14 protein-coding genes are annotated in these 21,868 nt (G+C 70.2%); 6 read left to right on the forward strand and 8 right to left on the reverse strand.

What is annotated here, in order from left to right; genetic code table 11:
- Nucleotides 1-2: 2 nt before the first annotated feature.
- From QF034_RS36065 to araD, 5 genes are all read left to right on the forward strand, one after another.
- Nucleotides 3-1,580 carry a sugar ABC transporter ATP-binding protein gene (locus tag QF034_RS36065; protein WP_307178855.1) on the forward strand — a complete coding sequence of 526 codons (1,578 nt, stop codon included), beginning with the start codon at nt 3-5 and terminating at the stop codon, nt 1,578-1,580.
- Nucleotides 1,577-2,596: an ABC transporter permease gene (locus tag QF034_RS36070; protein ID WP_307178856.1), complete on the forward strand. Its 1,020-nt coding sequence runs from the start codon at nt 1,577-1,579 to the stop codon at nt 2,594-2,596. Before QF034_RS36065 ends, QF034_RS36070 begins: the two co-directional genes overlap by 4 nt.
- Nucleotides 2,597-2,698: 102 nt before the next feature.
- A complete protein-coding gene (gene araB, locus QF034_RS36075; protein WP_307178857.1) occupies nt 2,699-4,381 on the forward strand; it encodes a ribulokinase in 1,683 nt (560 codons plus the stop codon).
- A gap of 61 nt (nt 4,382-4,442) precedes the next feature.
- Complete coding sequence (gene araA / locus QF034_RS36080; RefSeq protein WP_307178858.1) at nt 4,443-5,960, forward strand: L-arabinose isomerase; 1,518 nt, start codon at nt 4,443-4,445, stop codon at nt 5,958-5,960.
- 28 nt (nt 5,961-5,988) lie between these two features.
- Nucleotides 5,989-6,717, forward strand: coding sequence for an L-ribulose-5-phosphate 4-epimerase AraD (araD, locus tag QF034_RS36085; RefSeq protein ID WP_307178859.1), 729 nt, complete (start codon nt 5,989-5,991; stop codon nt 6,715-6,717).
- 527 nt (nt 6,718-7,244) lie between these two features.
- Here araD and QF034_RS36095 read toward each other — a convergent pair.
- On the reverse strand, nt 7,245-8,750 hold the full coding sequence (locus QF034_RS36095) for a S53 family peptidase (RefSeq protein ID WP_307178860.1): 1,506 nt from the start codon (nt 8,748-8,750) through the stop codon (nt 7,245-7,247).
- A gap of 363 nt (nt 8,751-9,113) precedes the next feature.
- Here QF034_RS36095 and QF034_RS36100 point away from each other — a divergent pair, with 363 nt between their 5' ends.
- Entirely contained in the window at nt 9,114-10,232 is a 1,119-nt protein-coding gene (locus QF034_RS36100; RefSeq protein WP_307178861.1) for an acyltransferase family protein, read from the forward strand.
- 174 nt (nt 10,233-10,406) lie between these two features.
- Here QF034_RS36100 and QF034_RS36105 read toward each other — a convergent pair whose 3' ends face one another.
- From QF034_RS36105 to QF034_RS36135, 7 genes are all read right to left on the reverse strand, one after another.
- Complete coding sequence (locus QF034_RS36105; protein ID WP_307178862.1) at nt 10,407-12,332, reverse strand: ArnT family glycosyltransferase; 1,926 nt, start codon at nt 12,330-12,332, stop codon at nt 10,407-10,409.
- Nucleotides 12,333-12,382: 50 nt separating this feature from the next.
- On the reverse strand, nt 12,383-13,465 hold the full coding sequence (locus QF034_RS36110; protein WP_307178863.1) for an NlpC/P60 family protein: 1,083 nt from the start codon (nt 13,463-13,465) through the stop codon (nt 12,383-12,385).
- Between the two features lie 31 nt (nt 13,466-13,496).
- Nucleotides 13,497-13,979: a poly-gamma-glutamate biosynthesis protein PgsC/CapC gene (locus tag QF034_RS36115; protein ID WP_307178864.1), complete on the reverse strand. Its 483-nt coding sequence runs from the start codon at nt 13,977-13,979 to the stop codon at nt 13,497-13,499.
- Nucleotides 13,976-15,403: a poly-gamma-glutamate synthase PgsB gene (gene pgsB / locus QF034_RS36120; protein WP_307178865.1), complete on the reverse strand. Its 1,428-nt coding sequence runs from the start codon at nt 15,401-15,403 to the stop codon at nt 13,976-13,978. Before pgsB ends, QF034_RS36115 begins: the two co-directional genes overlap by 4 nt.
- Nucleotides 15,373-17,733 carry a HAMP domain-containing protein gene (locus tag QF034_RS36125; RefSeq protein ID WP_307178866.1) on the reverse strand — a complete coding sequence of 787 codons (2,361 nt, stop codon included), beginning with the start codon at nt 17,731-17,733 and terminating at the stop codon, nt 15,373-15,375. The genes pgsB and QF034_RS36125 overlap by 31 nt, the downstream gene beginning before the upstream one ends.
- Before the next feature lie 240 nt (nt 17,734-17,973).
- The gene (locus QF034_RS36130) at nt 17,974-20,277 is read right to left on the reverse strand and encodes a transglycosylase domain-containing protein (RefSeq protein WP_307178867.1); all 2,304 of its coding nucleotides are present in this window, start codon (nt 20,275-20,277) and stop codon (nt 17,974-17,976) included.
- 895 nt (nt 20,278-21,172) lie between these two features.
- Entirely contained in the window at nt 21,173-21,820 is a 648-nt protein-coding gene (locus tag QF034_RS36135; RefSeq protein ID WP_307178868.1) for an RICIN domain-containing protein, read from the reverse strand.
- Nucleotides 21,821-21,868: the final 48 nt, after the last annotated feature.

The raw sequence follows: 21,868 nt of genomic DNA on the forward strand, positions 1-21,868 counted from the left end.
GCATGACGGCCACGAAGAGCACCCCGGGCCGCGCGATCACGGCGCGGCTTCGAGGAGTACACAAGTCCTACGGGCCGGTGCGCGTCCTCGACCTGCCGGAGCTCGACCTCTACGCCGGCCAGGTGATCGGCGTGGTCGGCGAGAACGGCGCCGGAAAGTCCACGCTGATGGGCACACTGGCCGGATCGGTCCACCGGGACGGCGGCGAGATCCTGATCGACGGCGAGCCCCTCGTCGCGGGATCCACCGAAGCCGCGGGACAGCTCGGTATCGCCATGGTCTCCCAGGAGTTCCCTCTGGTCGGACAACTCTCGGTGGCCGAGAACCTGCTGCTGGGCCGCCGTCCACGGAAGTCGAAGCGGCGGTTCCTCGTGGACAGCGCCGCACAGCGGGCCGAGGCCGAGGCGATGCTGACGGAGATCGGTCTGTCCGCGGAGACGATCGCGGTGAGCCGGGAGGTGCGCACCCTTCCGGTGCCGACGCGGCAGATGATCGAGATCGCCAAGGCCTGGGGCCGCGAGCCCAAGCTGCTGATCCTTGACGAGCCGACCTCCTCCCTGGGCCCGGTCGAGGCCGAGATGGTGCTGGGCCTGGCCCGGCAACTGGCCGAACGCGGCGGCACGGTGCTGTTCATCGGGCACCGCCTTGACGAGGTGCGGGACATCAGCGACCGCGTCCTGGTGCTGCGCAACGGCAGGCTGGTCGCCGACCTCGAACCGGCCGAGGCCACCGAGGAACGGCTGATCCGGGAGATGGTCGGCGGCGAGGTCACGCAGGGCGAGCCGAAGGCGCCGGCGGCGAGCCCGGTCCTGCTGCAGGTCGAGGGCCTGACCGCGGACGGTATCGGCCCCGTCGACCTGGAGGTGCGCGAGGGCGAGATCCTCGGCGTGGCCGGACTGATGGGGTCGGGCCGCAGCCGCCTCGTCCACACGATCGCCGGCGCGCAGCCCTCAACGGGCGGCCGGATGCGGCTGGGCGGCGATCCCTACCGGCCGCGGGGCGCGGGTGACGGTGTAGCGGCCGGGATCGCGCTGATCCCCGAGGACCGCAAGGAGCAGTCGCTGGTGCTGTTCGCGTCCATCCGGTCGAACGTCGTCGTCTCGGTGCTCAAGCGGATCAGTACCCGGGGCCTGCTCGGCCCGGGACGGGAACGAGCCGAGGCACGGAAGATCACCGAGAACGTCAACGTGCGGATGCAGTCGGTGGAGCAGCCGATCGGCTCGCTGTCCGGCGGCAACCAGCAGCGCGCCATCTTCGGCCGTGCCTTCGCCGCGCAGCCGCGTCTGCTGCTGCTCGACGAGCCGACCCGCGGCGTGGACGTGGGCGCCAAGGCGGAGATCTACAAGCTGATCGACCGTGCGGCCGATCAGGGCATGGCGCTGGTGGTGGCCTCCTCCGAACTGGAGGAGCTGCTGTGGATCTGCCATCGCATCGCGGTGATGAACCACGGGCGGGTCGTCACGGTCCTCGACCGGGCCGATGCCACCAAGGAACGGATCATGACGGCCGCGGCCGGCACGTCCCCCCTCATCCAGCCAGCGCCCGACCAGGAACAGCTGACGAACGGAGCCACAGCATGAGCGCGCAGATCACGCTCGCACCCGACGAGGTCGCGCCGCCTTCCCGCCCGGCCATATCGAGCCTCGCCCGCAAGCTCGCCGCCTCCCCGGAGGCCGGCGTGATCATCGCCTGCGTGCTGGTGTTCGCCGGGATCGCGGCCAACGCGGACACGTACACCGCGGTGGGCAACCTGCAGGTCATGGGCCGCGACCTGTCGCAGGTCGGCATCCTGGCGATCGGCGAGTCGCTGGTCATCCTGACCGGTGGCATCGACCTCTCGGTGGGCGCGCTGGCCGGTCTGGCCGGCATCCTGGCCGCCTGGATGAACGTGAACGAGGGCCTGCCCGCGCCCCTCGCCATGCTGCTCACGCTCGTGATCTGCGGTGGGGTCGGCCTGTGGCACGGCGTCATGGTCACCCGCCTGAACGTGCCGCCCTTCGTGATCACCCTGGTCACCTACACCGTCGCCCAGGGCCTGGCGCTCGCGATCACCAGCGGCTCGCCCATCAACAACCTGGACCCGATGTTCAGCAACCTGAGCCAGTACTACATCGGCCAAGTGCCGGTTCCCGCACTGTTCTTCGTGGGAGCGGCCGCCATCGCCTGGTTCGTGCTGGAGCGCACCTACGTCGGCCGCCAGATCTACGCGGTCGGCGGCAACAAGGAAGCCGCCCGGCTGGCCGGCATCCCGACCGCCCGCCGGATCACCTCCACCTACGTCGCCAGCGCCGCGCTGGCCGGTCTGGTCGGCATCATGGTGATCGGCCGGATGAACGTGGCCGACCCCTCGGTCGGCGCCGGCTGGGAACTGACCGCGATCGCCGCCGCGGTGGTCGGGGGCATGTCGCTCTCCGGCGGCGAGGGGCGCATCGCCGGCATCGCGGCCGGCGCGATCCTGCTGGAGTTCATCACCAACGGCCTGCTCGCGCTCAAGGTCAGCCCGTACGACCAGCAGGTGGTCCAGGGAGCGGTTCTCGGCGTCGCCATCCTGCTCGACCGGGTGCGCGCCCGCTACTTCGGCAGGAGCCGCGCCTAGCACGTCCGTCGACTCCGCCGATCCGGCCGCAGACACCGCCTCGGCGCCCCCAGAAGACCGAACAGTGATCGATATATCGAATACCGCAAAGTGAGGAGGCTGATGGTGAACGCCGGAGACGAGACAGCCGGGAACCCGGAACCCTGCGTCGTAGGAGTCGACTTCGGGACGCTGTCCGGCCGAGCCGTGGTGGTCCGCGTGCGGGACGGCGCGGAGTTGGGGACGGCCGAGCACGAGTACCGGCACGCGGTCCTGGACCGGGAGCTGCCGGACGGTACCCGGCTGCCCCCGGACTGGGCCCTCCAGGTGCCGTCGGACTACGTCGACGTGCTGCGCCACGCGGTGCCGGCGGCGCTCGCGACCGCCGGTGTGCGGCCGGAGCAGGTCATCGGCATCGGCACGGACTTCACCGCGTGCACGGTGCTGCCGGTGCTCGGGGACGGCACGCCGCTGTGCGAGCTTCCCGGCCTCTCCGGCCGCCCACACGCCTACGTCAAGCTGTGGCGCCACCACGCGGCCCAGCCGCAGGCCGACCGGATCACGGCACTGGCCGCGGAGCGCAAGGAGGCGTGGCTGGAGCGGTACGGCGGGAAGATCTCCTCGGAATGGGAGTTCGCCAAGGCCCTGCAGGTGCTGGAGGAGGACCCCGAGATCTACCACCGCACGGAGCGGTGGGTGGAAGCGGCGGACTGGATCGTCTGGCGGCTGTGCGGCACCTACCTGCGCAATGCCTGCACCGCCGGTTACAAAGGCCAGTTCCAGGACGGCGCCTATCCCTCCCGTGCCTACCTGGAATCACTCAACCCCGGCTTCGCCGACTTCGTGACGGATAAACTGGAGCACCCGATCGGCGAGTTGGGCGCGAAGGCCGGGCACTTGACGGCCGAGGCGGCGGCCTGGACGGGTCTGCCCGAGGGCATCGCGGTGTGCGTGGGCAACGTCGACGCCCATGTCACGGCGCCCGCTGCGGGGGCGGTGGAACCGGGGCAGATGGTGGCCATCATGGGCACGTCGACCTGTCATGTGATGAGCTCCGACCAGCAGGGCGCGGTGCCGGGCATGTGCGGTGTCGTCGACGGCGGCATCCTGCCGGGCCTGTGGGGTTACGAGGCCGGTCAGAGCGGCGTCGGCGACATCTTCGCCTGGCTCGTACGCACCGGCTTCCCCGCCGCGTACACCGAAGCGGCCGCCGCACTCGGGCGCGATGCGCACGAGCACCTCACCGCACTCGCCGCCGAGCAGAAGGTCGGCGAACACGGCCTGATCGCCCTGGACTGGCACAGCGGCAACCGCTCCGTGCTGGTCGACCACGAACTGAGCGGTGTGGTGGTGGGCCTGACGCTGTCGACCCGCCCGGAGGACGTCTACCGGGCGCTGCTGGAGGCCACCGCCTTCGGCACCCGGATCATCATCGAGGCCTTCGAGACGGCCGGCGTACCGGTACGCGAGTTGATCATCGCCGGCGGACTCACGAAGAACGTGCTGCTGATGCAGATCTACGCGGACGTCACCCGCCGCCCCCTCGGCGTCATCGGCTCCACACAGGGCCCCGCTCTCGGCGCGGCCATGCACGCCGCGGTGGCGGCCGGGGCCTACCCCGACATCCAGGCCGCTGCCCGGTCCATGGGCAAGGCCGGCCGGGGCGCGTACCAGCCGGACCCGGACCGCGCGGCGGCCTACGACCGCCTGTACGAGGAGTACCGGCTCCTGCACGACTACTTCGGCCGCGGCGCCAATGACGTCATGCACCGCCTGCGCCGCATTCGAGCCGAGGCATCCGCCTGAGCGGCTCCACCGCTCGTGCCCCTCCTGCCCGCAAGTCGCTCCACTCGAAAGGAACCCCGTCATGACCGCACCCGAAAAGCCGTCCGCCGGCCAGGAGATCTGGTTTCTCACCGGCAGTCAGGGCCTGTACGGCGACGACGTCCTGAAGCAGGTCGCCCACCAGTCCCGGCAGATAGCCGAAAGACTCGACTCGGCCGACCCGATCCCGCTGCGGATCGTGTGGAAGCCCGTCCTCACCGATGCCGAAGCGATCCGCCGGCTGTGCCAGGAGGCCACCGCCTCCGACGACTGCGTGGGGGTGATCGTGTGGATGCACACCTTCTCCCCGGCGAAGATGTGGATCGCCGGACTCAGCGCGCTCGACCGGCCCGTGCTGCACCTGCACACCCAGTACAACCTGTCGCTGCCCTGGTCGAGCATCGACATGCACTTCATGAACCTCAACCAGGCCGCCCACGGCGACCGCGAGTTCGCCCACATCGAGGCCCGGCTCGGTATCGACCGCAAGATCGTCGCCGGTCACGCCACCGACCCCCGGGTCGTGGGGCGGATCGCCGCCTGGTCGCGGGCCGCCGCCGGCCGCCACGCGGCACGCACCCTGCGCCTGGCCCGCTTCGGCGACAACATGCGCGACGTCGCCGTCACCGAGGGCGACAAGGTCGAGGCCCAAATGCGGTTCGGCTTCTCCGTCAACACCTACGGTGTCAACGACCTGGTCGCCGTGGTCGACGCCGTCGAGGACAAGGACGTGACCGAACTCGCCGCCGAGTACGTCGAGTCCTACAACGTCGTCCCCTCCCTGCGCCCCGACGGTATCCGCCACGACTCGCTGCGGTACGCCGCCCGCCAGGAGCTCGGCCTGCGTACCTTCCTCACCGAGGGTGGCTTCACCGCCTTCACCACCAACTTCGAGGACCTCGGCGGTCTGCGTCAGCTGCCCGGTCTGGCGGTGCAGCGACTGATGGCCGACGGATACGGATTCGGCGGCGAGGGCGACTGGAAGACCTCCGCGCTGCTGCGCGTCATGAAGGTCATGGGACAGGGACAGCCCGGCGGCTCCACCTTCATGGAGGACTACACCTACCACCTCGGACCGGGCACGCCCCGCATCCTCGGCGCGCACATGCTGGAGGTCTGCCCGTCGGTGGCCGCCGAGCGCCCGCGCTGCGAGATCCACCCGCTGTCCATCGGCGGCCGTGAGGACCCCGTCCGCCTCGTCTTCGACGCGGCGCCCGGCCCCGCCCTCGTCGTCGGCCTGGCCGACCTCGGCGACCGCTTCCGGCTGACCGCCAACGAGGTCGACGTCGTCGCCCTCAGCCAGCCGCTGCCCCACCTGCCCGTCGCCCGGGCCGTGTGGAAGCCGCGCCCCTCACTCGCGGAATCGGCCGAGAGCTGGCTGCTCGCAGGCGCTCCGCACCACACCGTGCTCAGTTCCGCCGTCGACGCCGAGACGCTGACCGACTTCGCCGCCATGACCGGCGTCGAACTGCTGACCATCGACGAGAACACCACTGCCGGACAACTCGCCAAGGAAATCCGCTGGAACGCCGCTTACCACCGGCTCGCCCAGGCCCTGTGACGTACGACCGCATCGAAGGAGACGAGCGATGACCCTAGCTGTACGCGACGGCCTGCGGCAGGAGGTACTGGAGGCGAACCTCGCCATCCCGCAGGCCGGCCTCGCGACCCTGACCTGGGGCAATGTGAGCGGGGTCGACCGGGAGGCAGGGGTGTTCGTCATCAAGCCTTCCGGAGTCCCCTACGAGGACCTCACGATCGACCACCTGGTGACGGTTCGCCTGGCCGACGGCGCCGTCGTCGACGGCGGCCTGCGGCCTTCCACCGACACCGAGACTCACCGCTGCCTCTACCTGGCGTTCCCCTCCACCGGCGGGGTCACCCACACCCACTCCACCCACGCGGTCGCCTTCGCTCAGGCCCGCCGTGACATCCCCGTCCTCGGCACCACCCATGCCGACACCTTCAACGGCCCCATCCCCTGCACCCCCGACCTGACCGCGGAGCAGTGCGCGAAGGACTACGAGTACAACACCGGCCGCATCATCGTGGACATGCTCGAGGAGGACGACCGGAAGGCCGTCGAGGTTCCCGGCGCCCTCGTCGCCAACCACGGCCCTTTCACCTGGGGCATCACTGCCCGCAAGTCCCTGGAACACGCGATCGTCTGCGAGGCGGTCGCCGACATCGCCCTTCACACCCTCAGCCTCGCCCCGGCCGCCCCACCGCCCCGCCACCTGCTCGACCGCCACTACACCCGCAAGCACGGCCCGGACGCCTACTACGGCAACCCGGACATGACCGCGGTCTCCAGGTGATCACGCACGTCGCCGCCGGCCAGGCCGACGGCGCGCCGCTCCCGGCGCGCCAGCGCGTGCCAGGGAGCGGCAGGGCGCGGTCGACGGCCCCGCGGCCAGGGTGCGTTGGGTGCCGGTCGAGCGGTTGCGCCCGATACACCGCCGGAGGACCGGGGCGCAGTCTGCTGACCGCCCACCGCCGGATGGGCACGCCGAAGGGCTCACGGGCGCTCGGGCCGTTCCGTCAGGCAGTGCTGGTCCTGCGCTGGTTCCGCGAGCGCGGCTGCGTGCACTGCCTGGCCCGTGACGCGGGGAGCCTCCCGGGCCACCGGCCACCGCCATCTGCACGAGGGCATCGATGTTCCGGCGGCCCAGAGCCGACCTGCATGACGTCCTGAAACGATGCCGGCGCGAGGGCATGACGCCCGTGGTCCTGGATGACGTGGACCTGGCTCTGGTGAGAGAACCTCTTGGCTTGCTCAAGAGGAGATTGAAGTCGCCACGGCGGAGGGCATCGTCCGGACAGCCGGTGCGCGGGGCCCGGAAGGTCAGCCGCCGTGCACGGCGCTGACGAGGTCGGGCAGGAGCTTCGCCGCGTTCGGCGTCCCCAGTCCGGTGACGGGGTCCCATCCTGCGCCGGCCGAATAGCCCAAGACCGACGTGTCGGCGGTGTTGTTGCCCACGGTGACGTCGTTGAAGTCGGCCGCGTAGGTGGCCGGGTCGGACGCGAGCTTGTACAGAGCCGGGTTGATCCGTCCGAGTCCACCGTGGTTGATCTGGGCGGCGATGGAGACCAGCCCCGCCCACTGAGGACACGCCAGTGACGTGCCGCCGATGTCGTACCAGCCCGTGCTGCACGGTGTGCTGCCGCACTTCAGCCCGCTCTGGCCGTCGGGCGGGAGGGACAGGTACACCAGTGCTCCCGTCGACGGACTTGCCTGGAGGGAGATGTCCGGAACGCCGCGCATGGCGCCGATGGCTGTGCTGCCGGCCGGCAGCACGCCCGACTGGTAGTCCGGCTTGGCGAAGACGCTGCTGTAGCCGCCGCCGGAGCCGGTCCAGCCGGTCTCCGCCCCGCCGGGGGCATTCTGGCAAGCCCCCGGCGGGGCGGCGCTGTCGACGACCCTGCCGCTGGTCGCACCCGGGTCGGTGCACAGGTTCGTGCCGCCCACTCCGGTGACCAGCGGATCGGACGCCGGCCACTCGACAGCGGGGCCGGAGAGCGTCGACCCGCCCTGGCCCACCGGTGTCTTGGCCGAGCCGGCGCTTCCGTCGTCACCCGACGAGCCGAGAACGGTGACGCCGTCCTGGGCCGCCGACTTGAAGGCGTAGCGCAGGTTCTGAAGCGACCGGGCGCTGCCGAAGGCACCCTCCGCGGAGGCGAACGACTGGGAGATGACGGTGGCGAGGTGATGCTCGACCACGTACTGCTCGGCAGCCATCATCTGAGGGAAGCCCTGTACCCCGAGGGTCTCGGCGGTGGGGGTGGTCACCAGCAGGATGTTGGCGCCGGGCGCCATGGCATGGGCGGTCTCGACGTCGAGAGCCACCTCCAGCGCCCAGGCGCTTTTGTCCTCCTGCCCGGGGCTGTTGCTCGTGGACGGCGGCGCTTTGGTGGCGGGCGAGCCCTGTAGATGAAGCTCGCTGAAGGTCGGCATGCCGGACGCACAGCTGACGCCCTCTTCCCCGCACATGGGCGCAATGCCGAATGCACGGTCGAAGACATGCAGGTCGTGGGCCATGGTGTCGCTGCCGTAGGAGTCGACGATGGCGATCGTCTGACCGCGTCCGTCGTCCCCGGCTGAGTGCAGCGGGCCCACGTTGTAGGCGGCCTGGATGGCCTGCGGGGTGAAGCAGCGGCGTCCTGCTGACGCACACTGCGACTGGGTGGGTGGGGTCTGGCTGGTGGTCACCTGCGTGTAGTCGGCCACGGTAGGCCGTACTCGCGGATAGGCGGCCTGGTAGGCCGCGCTCGTCGCAGGGACGGCGCCCGCCGCCGCGAGGCTGAGGGCTCCCACCCCCGCGAGTAGCCACCGTCTGATGGTGCGTGCCATCAGAGTCCTTCCTTGAGTTCGAAAGGGGACTTGCGCGTCCGCCACCTCAGGTGGGGGTGGGTACAGGGGGTGCGGACGTGGCGAGGCTAGCCCTCGCGGTTGCCCGTCCGACACACTTGTCCTGTCAACAACGATCAAAGAATGGCCCTTGTCGAACCGGTCGTGCGGTGACCCCTCGGGCATGCCGGGGGGGCATCCCGAGCGGCGCGATGTGCGGCTCCCGCTGTGTGGAACGCACAGACGGAGTCCGCGGGCGGGCGGCCCACACCGATGTGATGCTCCCCACGAGCCTGGAATGAATGGCGACGACCGGGCAAAGCTCAGGCGCATGCCGCACATGCACAACCCTCGGCAGGTGACGTGATGGCGGCGGCGACCGGGGCGCCCCGGACGCTGCCCGCCACAGCGACCGCAGACGAGGCCACTTCCACCACACCGGTGCCGTCACTGCGGTCACTGCCGTCACTCACGGGACTGCGATGGATGGCGGCGTTGCTGGTCTTCGGGCTGCATGTGCGCAATTTCGGATACTTCGGGGGTACCGGCGGGCGTATCGCGACGTGGGGGTTCGGGGCCGGGGCCACAGGGGTGTCGTTCTTCTTCATCCTCTCCGGCTTCGTCCTGATGTGGTCCGCACGGCCGGGCGACCGAGCACCGGCGTTCTGGTGGCGGCGTATCGCCCGGATCTATCCGGTCCACCTCGTCACCGCCGCGATCGCGCTGCTCATGGGACTCACCCTGGCCCATCAGGGGAAGCCCACCCTTTATCAGGCCCTGGCCAATGTGCTGCTGTTGCATTCCTGGTGGCGCCCCTGGTGGCAGACGCTGGATCCCGTCAGCTGGTCGCTTGCCTGCGAGGCCTTTTTCTATGCCGTCTTTCCGCTGCTGGCTCTCTGGCTGCGTCGCCTGGGAGCCCGGGGATCGGCCGTCCTGGCCGGGGTATCGGTACTGGCGGTGCTGGTGCTGGCCTGGTCGGACACGCACCACTGGCTGGGCCAGCCGCTCTACTCCTTCCCGGCGGCCCGCCTCCCCGAGTTCGTCCTCGGCGCCGCTGTCGCCCGTGTGGTCAGTCTCGGGCAATGGCGCGGGCCCAGCCTGGAGGCCTCACTCGCTCTGGCGATCATCGGCTACTTCCTCGTCCCCCAAGTCCCCGCCGGGTATCCGGCCACCACCTGCACCCTCATCGGCTTCGCTCTCCTCATCCCGGCGGCGGCCGTCGCCGACCTACGCGGCCTCCCCTCGCTGTGGCGGCACCGAAGGCTGGTGCGGCTGGGTGAACTCTCCTTCGCCTTCTACATGATCCATCTACTTGTGCTGCGGATCGGTACCAACCTGCTCGGCACCTCTCCGCACTTCGGCGTGCTGCCCGCGCTGACCGCCACGGTCGTCGCGTTCACCGTGGCGCTGGGGTTGTCCTGGGCCTTGTACGAGGGTCTGGAACGCCCGGCCAGACGACTGCTGCTGCGCAGCATCCGTTTCTGACGCCGTGACGTGGCAGCAGCGCGACTGTGTGATCACCGTCGGCGAGTACATCGCGGAGCTGTGGCCGGTACATGCCGTCTGTCAGCTGGAACTCCCTGCCGCACGACCTCGGAGTTGCTCCATCACTTCATACGACTCCGCACCCGCTACGTCGCGGCATCAACGCCGCGCCGGTCAGCCGGCCGTCGGACGGCAGTCATAGAGGGTGAAACTCCCATCCGTCCGACGCTCTTCGTATGCGCGTGGGGACACGCGTGAGCAGTGGCCCTTGACCCAGGTGGTCGCCGGGGTGCTCGGACGCTGGGTCGTCAGCATGGCGTAGCGGACCTGGTGCCTGCCCATCAGCGTGCTCAGCTGCGCCGCGGTCGGGAAGGGTGTCAGCCCGGTGAAACCGCCCATGACCAGCAGTGGATCGGAGGCGGCCCGCAGCAACGGCTCGGCGGTGTACGCGGCCTGCGTGGCCAGCAGGTACTTCTCGCCGCTCCGGTGGGCCTCCAGGTAGGTGAGCAGGGCCTTGTCGCGGGCGCTCGGCGTGGACAGCCCGGTGTTGATCGTCGGCTCGTGGCCGTCCAGGTCGGCGTAGTTGCCACCGACCGGGCCGGCCAGTGGGGAGGTGGCGGCCCCTGCGTAGAGCGGGTCGATGCTGGACACCGCCCAGGCCGTGGGGAGGACGAGCACGGCGGCGACACCGGCGGCCAGTGCCCAGGCTCGCTGCCGGGAGCCCGTGCGCGGCCCGCGCTGGCACAGCGTGGCGACGCTGCACAGGGCGAGCATCACCACCACGGGCAGCAGCCAGGCGGCGAAGAGGGTGTGGGCGTCCAGCAGTAGGGCCCAGCCCGAGGTCAGCGCGATCGCCGCGGGCAGTACCGCGCGATGCCAGGCGGCCTGAGGTGCCCGGTGCTCCCTCCAGAAGGTGGCCAGGCCGCCGCCGCTCAGCGCGGCGAGCGCGGGGGCGATGACGGCGGTGTAGTAAGCGTGGTTTCCGTTGGAGGTGCTGAAGACGGCCACGTGCAGGGCGAGCCAGCCGCCCCAGAGCAGGAAGCCGGCCCGTGCCAGGTCGCCGCGCGGCTGCCCGGCACGCCACAGCACCCCCAGCAGCGCCGCCAGCACGGCCAGCGGCAGGAGCCAGGCGATCTGAGGGCCGACGGTGTGGTTGACCAGCATCCCCCACCCGGTGTTGCCCGTGGTGCGGCTGGCGGACGTGCCCGGCACGGCTCCCAGCGCGCCGGCGTCACCGCCGAAGCGGCTGATGCCGTTGTAGCCGAAGACCAGAGTGAAGGGATTGTTGTTGATGGTGCCGTCCAGGTAGGGGCGGTCGGCCGGGCGCGTCGCCAGCACCAGCAGCAGCCAAGAAGAGGAGACCGCCAGCGCGGTGGCGCCCAGCAGGACCGCCCGCCCGACGCGACGCAACGCCCCGCCCGGGGCCGCCAGCAGGTAGACCGCCACGAAGACCGGCAGCAGCAGCCAGGCCTGAAGCATCTTCGCCTGGAAGGCCAGGCCGACCCACAGGCCGCAGGCCAGCAGCGGCAGCAACCGTCCGCTGCGCACCGCCGTCAGCAGCGCCCCGGCGGCCAGCACCAGCAGCAGGGTGAGCAGCTCGTCCGGGATGGTGGCCCGGTCGAGCACCGCCGTCACGGGAGTGGCGGTGAGCGCCAGTGCCGCGAACAGGGCGGCCAGCGGCCCGGCCCAGGCGCGCACCGTCCGGTGCAGCACGTAGACGGTGAGCACGCCCTCCAGCACGTGCGGCAGCGCCACCGCCCAGGTGTGCGGGCCGAAGAGCCACACCGAGGCCGCGTCGGGCCAGAAACCGCCGGGTGTCTTGTCGATGCTGATCGTGCCGCTGGGGTCGAGCCCGCCGAAGAGGAACGCCCGCCCGCTGGTGGCCATGGAGCGGATGGCCGCGCCGTAGTACGGGTGCACAGCGGCGTGGTTCAGGCCCCAGCCGTAGAGCAGCGCGGCGACGGCGAGCACGCCGAGCAGGCTCACGCGCTCCCAGCGCGCGGGGATGTCCCGCCCCCCGTCAAGGGCGCTTCTGCGACGGGAGCGGTCGGCCCTGCGGCGGTGCGCGCCGGTTTCCCGGGCACGGGGAGCGATGGCCATGACGGGGTCGTCCTTCGTGCGGTGCTGGTCGGGCTCGGGTGGAGGTACCGCTACAGGCGGCGGGCGGCGCGGAAGCCGCGGGCGTAGAAGTCGGTGCCGTCGAGCAGGGCGTGGCCCGCGAGGTCACCCATGGTGGGACCGTTGGCGGCGGAGCGGCTCGAATAGAAGCGAGGGCGGCCCGCGTTGTCGAGGCCCAGGTACATGCCGCAGTGGTCGATGACGTTCGGCTCGTTCTTGATGATGGCGAAGAAGACCAGATCGCCGGGTTGCAGCGCGCTGAGGTCGGTGGGTTGCCGGCCCTTGTCGGGGATGAGCAGTTTCCCGGGGCCGTAGGCGGCGATGGAGTAGGCGCGGCGGGGCAGGCCGACGCCCGCGGTGTTGGTGTTGTGCGTGGGTATGCCCATCCGGTAGCCCCACACCAGGCGCTGGAAGCCGGAGCAGTCGACGTCGCCGTAGCGGGCCTTCTCCGGCTCGACGCGGCTGCCGTCCGGGAAGGTCCACGGAATGCCGAGGTAGTCGTAGAAGTCGGACCGCTCGTCGTGGTAGCCGAAGTCCAGCGAGGAACCGACACCTGGATTGCGCGGCCCGAAGTGGGCCGTGCCGGCGTAGCGCACCCCGGCGGAGTTGTGCTTGTCCGGCGCCCCGGCGCTGCTGTACTGGAACGCGACCGCGAAGACGTCCGGGCTGGTGTCGCGCAGCGCCTCGGGGAACCACCGCTTGAACCAGGAGCTCTCCTCCCTGCCCTGCCGCCACTCGCTGGGCAGGACGCGCACCCAGGCGTCCGTGGTGACGGTGGCTGTGGTGGTGCGAGGTTCGCTGAAGGTGCGGGACGGACCGGTGAGCACGGCCGTGCGTGCCCCGTCGGTGAACGTCGCTACGACGCTGCCGTCGGCGTCCCGTACCACGGTGCGGGCCGGGTTCCCGAGCCGCTCGACCCGGTGACCGCCCACGGGCCTTGCCCGGGGCACGGAGCCGTCCACCGTGGGGATGTTCGCACCGGGGCGGTGTTCGAGGCGCTGCCAGGCGTAGGCGCCGCCCGCGCCCGCCACAGCGAGGCCGACGAGGGAGCCGAAGACCTGGCGGCGGATCAGGCCGCCGTCCTTGCCGTGACCGGACCTGGAGTCGGGATACATCTCGTCCTCCTGAGGCGTGCGAGGCGGTGGGTCAGGTGGTGGGCACAGCGCCGAGCAGCAGCCCGGCGGCGATGATCACGTAGGTGGCCAGGGTGACGGCCGTGGTGGAGAGCACGGTCGCCCCGAACGGCTGGCGGACGAGCTGGTACGCGATCAGGCCGGGCACGATGAAACCCAGCGTCTGCGAGGTGTACAGCAGCGGGAACTGATGGTTGAGCGCAAGCATCACGGTGGTCTGCATGACCACTGCGCACACGACCACCGCGGCGAACAGCCGCTTGCCGTAGAGGATCACGTTGCGCTGCAACAGCCGGGTCGCGCCGTAGGTGACCGCGGCCACGCCGACCATCATCGCCGCCAGTTGCACATGGGTGACCAGTGTCAGCGCCACCCAGCCGGGGGTGATCATCCCGCCGGGTGAGAGGTTGGTGGTCAGGTAGCACACGAGAGAGAAGACCAGGCCCAGCGCGATTCCCAGCGCGGCGACCTGCGGTGTGAGGTTGGCGGATATCACGGCTGGTTCCTCATCGGCTGGGTCGGGGAGCCGTCCGGCCTCGGTTCGGATCGGTGGGCGTTCCGGTGCGCGTTGTGGCGGGCCCGTCCGCGGCGGCCAGGGATGTGGATGCCGTGCGCCGGGGTCTCCAGCGGTGCCACCCAGCTGAAGGGCTCGGGCTCGGGCGGGCTGGCCACCACGATCCGCAGGGTGTCCTCGCCCAGAGGCCCGGAGTACGGCGCCGGGGTGAGCGGCTCGTCCGAGTCGTCCAGCGGCAACTCGGCAAGAATTTCCAGCAGCAGCTCGCCCTGACCGTGGATGTTGCCCACCGCCACCAGCGAGGAGGCCGGGCCGAGCTCGGCCAGAACGGTCTCGGTCAGCTCCCGCGGGTCACGGCGGTCGCCGCCCAGGTCGATCACCTGGCCGGCGAACGAGGACGGGATGGCGTCCTTGGCGCTCTTGGTCGGATGGCCGATGAGGAAGACCGCGTCGGGGCCGAGGTCGCGGATGATCGCGCCCATCTGACCGTTGCGCTCCACCCGGTCCGGGCGGCAGTTGACGACCACGTTGAGCGGGCGGCGGATCGCACCGAGATCCAGCAGCTGACGGACGTTCATCAGCGTCGACTCCGGGTCGTTGGCGGCGAAGACGTTGGCGAACCGCAGTCGCTTGCCGTCGTGCGTGCGGTAGCGCTCCACGGAGAGAACGCCCGGGTCCGGCGGCGCGTCCCACATGCCCCTGAGCGCCGTCTCCCGTTCCACACCCATCAGTTCGGCGACGGCCAGCGCGATGGCCACGTTCTCCTTGAACGTGAACCAGCTGAAGCCCCGCAGTTCCGCGTCGCTGACCGTCTCCGGATCCACCGCGACGAGGCGGCAGTTCCGCTTTTCGGCCTCCTCGCGCAGGATGTGAAGCCGCTCCTTCTCCGCGGTGACGCACACCCCGCCGACCGGCATCGAGCGGGACAGCGAACGGGCGACGTCGTCCAGTGTGGGACCCATCTCGGCCAGGTGGTCCTCGCGGACGTTGCACAGCACGCCGATGGTGGAGCGGATCAGCTTCTCCTGATTGACCTCCTGCAGCGCGGGCAGCACGGCCATGCACTCGATCACCAGCGCGTCCGGCGTGTACGCCGCCGCCCGCCGCACGATGCCGATCTGCTCCACGATGTTGGGCAGCCCGAACTTTCGGTATACCGGCTCCTCGGTGGCGTCCGGGTGGATGAAACGGGCGGCCGTGCCGGTGGTCTTGGCCACCGCCACCAGCCCGCTACCGCGCAACGCCCCTGCGCACAGCCGGGTGATGGAGGACTTGCCGCGGATGCCGTTCACCAGGACCCGCACCGGGATCTGATCCAGCGCCGCGTAGTGCCGCCGCTGCTCGATGACACCGGCTGTCACCAGCACGGCGCTGCTCAGCAGCAACATGATGTAGAGGAAGAGCACCTCAGTCCGCCTTCCTGTTCACTGCTGTGTGTGTACTCGGCCGTGACCGGCGGACGAGGCTTCCGCGCGGGGTGCGGCAGGGAATGCCGTCCCCGACCGGCCCGGTCGGCAAGCGCCTGCCTGATCAGCTCCAGACTGCGGGTGACGGAGCCGGTCTCGTCGTGGTTCACCGGGTACAGCACGGTGCGGCGGTCGCCGCCCGCCAACCGCTCGGCGAGTCGCGCCAGTTCGCGCAGCGGACGTACCACCACGATGTGCACCCAGCTCAGGCAGGCCACCCCCACCGCGAACCCCAGCAGCCCGGCCAGCATGGTCATCCGCTCGGCCCGGAAGGCGGGCAGCCGCAGCGAGGCGGCCGGCTCGGAGGTGACGACCCGCCAGCCCAGCCCCGCGGCCGGGCCGGCCTCGGCCAGTGGCGCGGCGGCGGCCACGGACATCGCCCGCGAGACGCCCGAGGAGGTCAGCACCGCGCTGGTCGGGGTGCCGGCGGTGCCGGGCGCCCGGGTACGGTCGGCGAGCCGCGCGAGCCCCGGGCCGGACAGAGGCTGGAACGCCCGGAAGCCCACGCCCGCGGCCAGCACTCGGTCGTGGCTGTCCGTCAGCCACACACTGCCCAGGCCGGGCTCGGGGAGCAGACCGTCGAGCACCTTCACGTCGATCTCGCCGAAGACCACCACACCGGAAGCCTTCGTCCCGGCCTTCGCCGCCGGGATGTGCGCGTACGCGGCGATGGCCGGGATCTTCCCGTACGTGTTGACGCCGGTGATGCCGTTGCCGCCCGGCACGTGGACGATGGTGCGCAGCGGAGTCTGGCCGACCCGCAGCACGATGGAGCCGGCACGGTCGAGCACGTAAAGCGAGCGGTACCGGCCGTGGTCGGCCAGCGTCTTCCGCAGCACCCGGCGCCGCTGGGCCGTGCTCTTGCCCTTCAGCGACGCGGCGACGTCGACCAGGTCGGTGTACGACTGGTCGAGGGACCGCCGCACCCGGTCGGCCGCGTACTGGGTGCGCGTCTGCTGCCCGGCCACCACGCTCACGGGCACGGAGGCGGGCGTGTCCACGTGGTCGACGACGAAGAGCATCGGGGCGGCCCAGGCGGTGACCAGCAGAGCGCAGCAGGCCACCAGCGCCCGGCTGCCCGGCCCCCGTGGGGCGAGGATCTCCTCCGGCGGGTCCGTACCGAGCAGCTGCCGCCGCAGGGCCTCCAACGCCCGGCCTGTGCGACGCGGTTCGCCGTATGCGGGCACCGTTACGGGCCGCGACAGGTCCTCGGAGGCGAGCGGGTGCCGACCGACGGCGCCCCGGGCGAGGCGCGCGGCGGACAGGTGCAGCCGCAGCAACGGGCGCTGCACGGCGAAGACCAGCAACAGCCAGTTCAGCACGGCGATGGCGGCGAGCGCGCCGCCCGTCAGCAGGGCGACCCGCAGGTAGTCGGTGGACTGGGCGGTGAGCGCGACGGACTGCACGGTCACGACTGTCAGGTGAAGGCCGCTGGTGTTGTCCGTGCCGGTGTTGCCGGCGGCGGTCCGCTGCGGTGCGACCACCGCCCAACCGGCCACGGTGCGCGTACCGGAGGCGGCGGCGCCGAGCAGGCTGCCGGAGGCGTCACTCTGCCATCCGGAGACCCCGGCGGCCCGGGCTGCGGTTCGGGGGAGCGTCCGGTCCGCGCCGGAGGGGGCCCGCACGGGGGTAGCGGCCGCCAGGACGGTGCCGTCGCCCCCCACCAGCCAAGTGCCGCGGCCGTCTCCGTGCGCCGCGGGTGTCGGCAGAGGTTCGAGGACCACCACCAGCCAGTGCTTGGTCTGCTGCTGTGTCTGGTCCTGGCTCTGGTCGGCGTTGGTGTCCTGGTGGTGCTCGGGCACGGTGAGCCGGGCGAAGTAGAGGATGCGGGCGCCGGAGGCGGCGGTCACGAGCCGCGGCGCGACGATGGTGCGCTCCGCGTCTACGGCCAGGTCCCCCACGCCGATCCCGGCGAGCGGCACAGTCGAGCCGCTCGCGGCCAGCAGGTGACCGGTGGCCGGATCGACCAGGGCGGCGCCGCGCACCGACCGGCGGCCGGAGACGACCGCCTTGAGGGCCGTCGCGGGCGCGGTCGTACTCGTCGGGGTGTATGCCTCGGCAGCACGGCGCAGCGTGCTCGCCTCGGCGCTGATGGAGCCACGGACCGACACGGCGGCGTCCGCGGCGATCTGCTGCTCGGTGTCCCGCACCGCAAGCGGCAGGTGCTCGCCGGGGACGGAGCCGAGGGCGTAGACGGTGAGTCCGGCGACCGAGAGCAGAAGCACCATCAGGATGGCGACCGGCGGGCGGACGCCGCCTATGAGCGGCATGTCGGCGCGGCGGCGAATGCGGTGTCGTCGCGGCGCCCGGGCGTACGTGTGCAGGGCGGGTCCTCTCGCAGCGCCGACAAGCACCTACAAAAGGCGACAACGATCGCTGAATGCACACAGGTTATTGCGGAATAGTCATGGTTTCTTCACTTCTGGGCATGAAAGCGGTAAGGATCGGGCTCCGCCGCCTGCGCACCTCATCCTGAGACGTTCTGGCGGGGCCGGCGCCGGAGCCCCAGGTCATCGGTGTGGTGATGGCCCGCCACCGTTTCCTTGCTTGCCGCCTCCCGGGCCGAAGAGACCTCCTGTCAGGCCGGGACTGGTCGGCGAGGGGGAGGGTGTGGGAGCGGTGGGGGAGGCGCACCCGCCCGGGATGTCGCTGCACGGCGTGATGGACGGGGACGGTGCCGGTGTGGTTGGTGAGGGGGTGCTCGAGGGCGACTCGGTCGGGGAGGCCGAGGGGGTGGCGGACGGAGCGCCGTTCTCGTTGGCTCCCTGGCCGAGTGGCGGTGCCGGAGGGAAGGACTTCACGGGCAGGTCCTGGAGGGCGGCGGACATGTAGCCGAGCCATACCTGGGTGGGCATGTCCGCGCCGAAGACCTTGCTGTAGCCGCCGACTCCGGACATGGACCGCAGGCCCGAGTTGCCGGAGCCCTCCTTGAACATGGTGACCGCCGTGGACAACTGCGGGGTGTAGCCGATGAACCAGGCGGACTTGTAGTCGTCCGTGGTGCCGGTCTTGCCTGCGGCGGGCCGTCCGAGGGCCAAGGCGTTGGTGCCGGTGCCGTGCTTCACCACGTCCCGCAGCACGTTGGTGACGGTGTCGGCGGTCGAGGCGGGCATGGCCCGGGCGCCGACGGGCGGGGTGAAACCGGGGAGTTGCCGCCCGCCGTCGAGGACCTTGGTGACCGAGTAGGGCTCGTGGTGGACCCCGTCCGCGGCGAAGGTGCCGTAGGCGTCGGCCATGCGGATGGCCGACGGGGTGGAGGTGCCGATGTAGAAGCCGGCGGTGTCGTACTGGAGGCTGCTGCGCAGCAGGCCGGCCGCCAGCGCCTCGTTCTCCACGGTGTCGTACCCGACATACTCGCCCAGCTGGACGTACGGGGTGTTGACGGACTGCTCCATTGCCTTGCGCAGGGTGATGTAACCCCACTTGGTGGAGACGTCGTTCTGCTGGTGGAGCAGCCCGGTGGGGTCGCTGCCGTCCGGGAGGTACTGTCCCTGCTGGTTCTTTATCTTGATGCCGTTGTCGCCGTCGAACCTGCTCTCCGGCGTGATCGGCGACGGCGGCTGCCCGGGGGAGAGGACCGCGCCGTGGTCCAGGGCGGCGGCGAGGTCGAAGGGCTTGAAGGTGGAACCGACCGGCACGCCGGAACTGTTGGCGTTGTCCGTGTAGTGGCCCTCGTTCCAGCCGTCACCGCCGTACAGGGCCACCACCGCCCCGGTGGCCGGGTCGACGGAGGCAGCGCCGACCTGCACGTTCCGGTCCGCCGGCCCGTGCCGCGGGTTCAGGTGCTGCTTGCGCATACTGGCCACCGAGGCGCTCAGCTCAGCGACCTGGTGCCTGTCGAACGTGGTGTAGATCTGGTAGCCGCCCTGGTTCAGCTGCTGGTCGGTGAGGGACGAGTGCTGCTCGACGTACTGCTGCGCGATCTGGACGAGGTAGCCGACCTGCCCGTTCAGCGAGCCGGAGTGGGTCATCGGTTTCGGCACCGGGAAGCCGGCCCGCAGATACCGCTGTTCCTGTGTCGGGCTCAACTTCCCGATGGCGGCCATCCGGTTCAGCACGTACTTCCAGCGGGCGGTGGCCTGGGGGCGGGCCTGCGGGTCGTCGGCGTTCATCATCACACTCGGCTCGTTCACCGTGGCCGCCAGGAACGCTCCCTGGCTGGCGTTCAGCTTCTCCACGGGGAGGTGGTAGTACGCCTGAGCGGCGGCCTCGATGCCGTAGGCCCCGCGACCGTAGTAGTTGCTGTTCAGATAGCCCTGCAGAATCTGCTGCTTGCTGAGCTTCGCACCGATCTTCAAAGAGATCATGATCTCCTTGAATTTGCGCGAGAGGGTCTGGTCCTGGCTGAGGTAGGTGTTCTTCACGAACTGCTGCGTGATGGTCGACCCGGACTGCACCTGGCCGCCCTCCGCCATGTGGTACAGCGCTCGGAGGATGCCCTGGGGGTCGACGCCCGGATCGGTGTAGAAGGACGCGTTCTCCGCCGCGAGGAAGTCCCACCGCACATCGGACGGAACGCGCGACAAGCTCACGTTCTGCCGGTTCACCTGGCCTACGCTGGCCATCTGCGAGCCGTCCGACCAGTAGAACACGTTGTTCTGCAGCTGCGTGTTCGGGTTGACGCTCGGAATGGACACTGTCGCGTAGGCGAAGCCGACCGTGCCGACCGTGCCGCCGAAGAGCAGCATGAGGACGGTCAACACCTGCTTCCAGGACGGTAGCCAGCGCCGCAGACCGCGTCTGCCGGCCCGCGGATAGTCGATCAGCCGCCGCTTCCCGGACGTCCCGCGCCGGGAGGAAGCGGCCGGACGCACACCCGGGGCGTGTCCTCTCTCCGTCGTCCTGCGCGACCAGCGCCGGTTCGCCGTCCGGGCGGTCCTGCGCATCTCCGCTCGGGTCATCCCGGGCTGTCCGCCCGCAGGCCCCGTCCCCTCCCGCACCGGATACGGGCCGGAATGACCCCGGGAATTTCGCGAAGGAGGCTCGCTGCGGTAATCGCTCATCCTTGTTGCCTTCAGTGAGATACGCATGCCGGAGTCGGTCGTAAGAGGCGTGACAGCCCCGGGTTCGGGTGCCTCCCGTAGCGGGCCGATCGGCTCAGCTGATAGACCGCTCCGCCGGCCGTGCGTGCGGGTGAGAAGGCTCCGCCTTACCGGAAGTGCTGGACTGTCAGTCCCGCACAGTGGTGGCAGGTGAATGGCCCACTGTTTTTTGCTCCTGTGTCAGTTCAAGCGACCGGCGCCGAGCTGAGCTTAAGTGGACCATGCCGGACAGAGACGGCTATTTGGCGCCCTGTTGACCGCTCCATCGCTGTGAAATGGCCTCCGGCTGACCGACTCGATACGTCGGTGCGAAGCTTCGGTCCGCCCGGGAGCCGTCGGGGGTTCCTCGCCGTGCCGAGCCGCCTCGCGGTGCCACCGAGGCTGACCATGGCGCCGCCCTTGTTCCGGTGCTGGACGCCGGCCTCCCCGGGGCAGCCACGGGCCGCGTAGCACGATACGGGCCGCCACCTGACACAGGTTGTGACGACTGTCCATGGGCGTCCAGCCACTCCAGGGCGGGCACAAAATTGCAGGTCAGGACCGCATGGTACGGGAGTGTTTTGCCCAGTTCGTGACAGCTGTGTGAGAGCGGGCGGAACGGCGCCCGCTGCCCCGAAAAGACCGCACCACACAAACACAGAGTCCCCGTCAGTAAACCGACGAGGACTCATGAACCATCGAGGATAATACTCTTGGATTTTGGCTGCTTGCGTTCGAAGGACCAGATTGTGCTGCTGTCGGTCGATCCGGTGTTCCATTTCACTTCGCCGGCTGAGGTTCCGTACATGTGGTGCCTGTCGGATTGTTCGTTGTTGAGCCGGAAGCCTCCGGAGGTTGTTTCGAGCCTCCATAGCGAATCCGGGGTGACTTCGCCGGAGTTCCAGATGACGGTGTTGTTCGGTCCGGAGTCGGCGTAGAATCGCCCGTTTCTGGCGTTCCGGATCGTCCAAGCGCCGGAGGAGTGCTGCGTGACGACCCAGTCCTGGTCGTCGTACGAGCTGGCGGCGGCGAGGGTGACCACGCCGTTCGCGTCCGAGTCCAGGTACTTGCCCGTCGCCACGTTTCTGATCTTGTAGGTGGCAGACGGTAGGCCCGGGCTGCCACCACCGCCACCACCGCCGCTCATGATGGCATCAATAATGCCCTGCTGGGTCACCGCATAGGAATGTCGGTCGAATAGCCCGAACCCGTACCGTCCGGTTGCGCCGTTGTCCCAGTAGACTGTGGCCGCTCCGTACTTCTTGGCGGTGGACACGACGGTGCGCACATAGCGCGATCGCGGCCGATTGTCCGGCTTGTGAAGCTTCCACGTCACACGTAGTAAGTGCCCCTGACCGGCAATGTCGGTGATTCAGCGTGTTCT

It is taken from the genome of Streptomyces africanus, assembly GCF_030816955.1.
In the GTDB taxonomy this organism is placed as follows: Bacteria; Actinomycetota; Actinomycetes; order Streptomycetales; family Streptomycetaceae; genus Streptomyces; species Streptomyces africanus.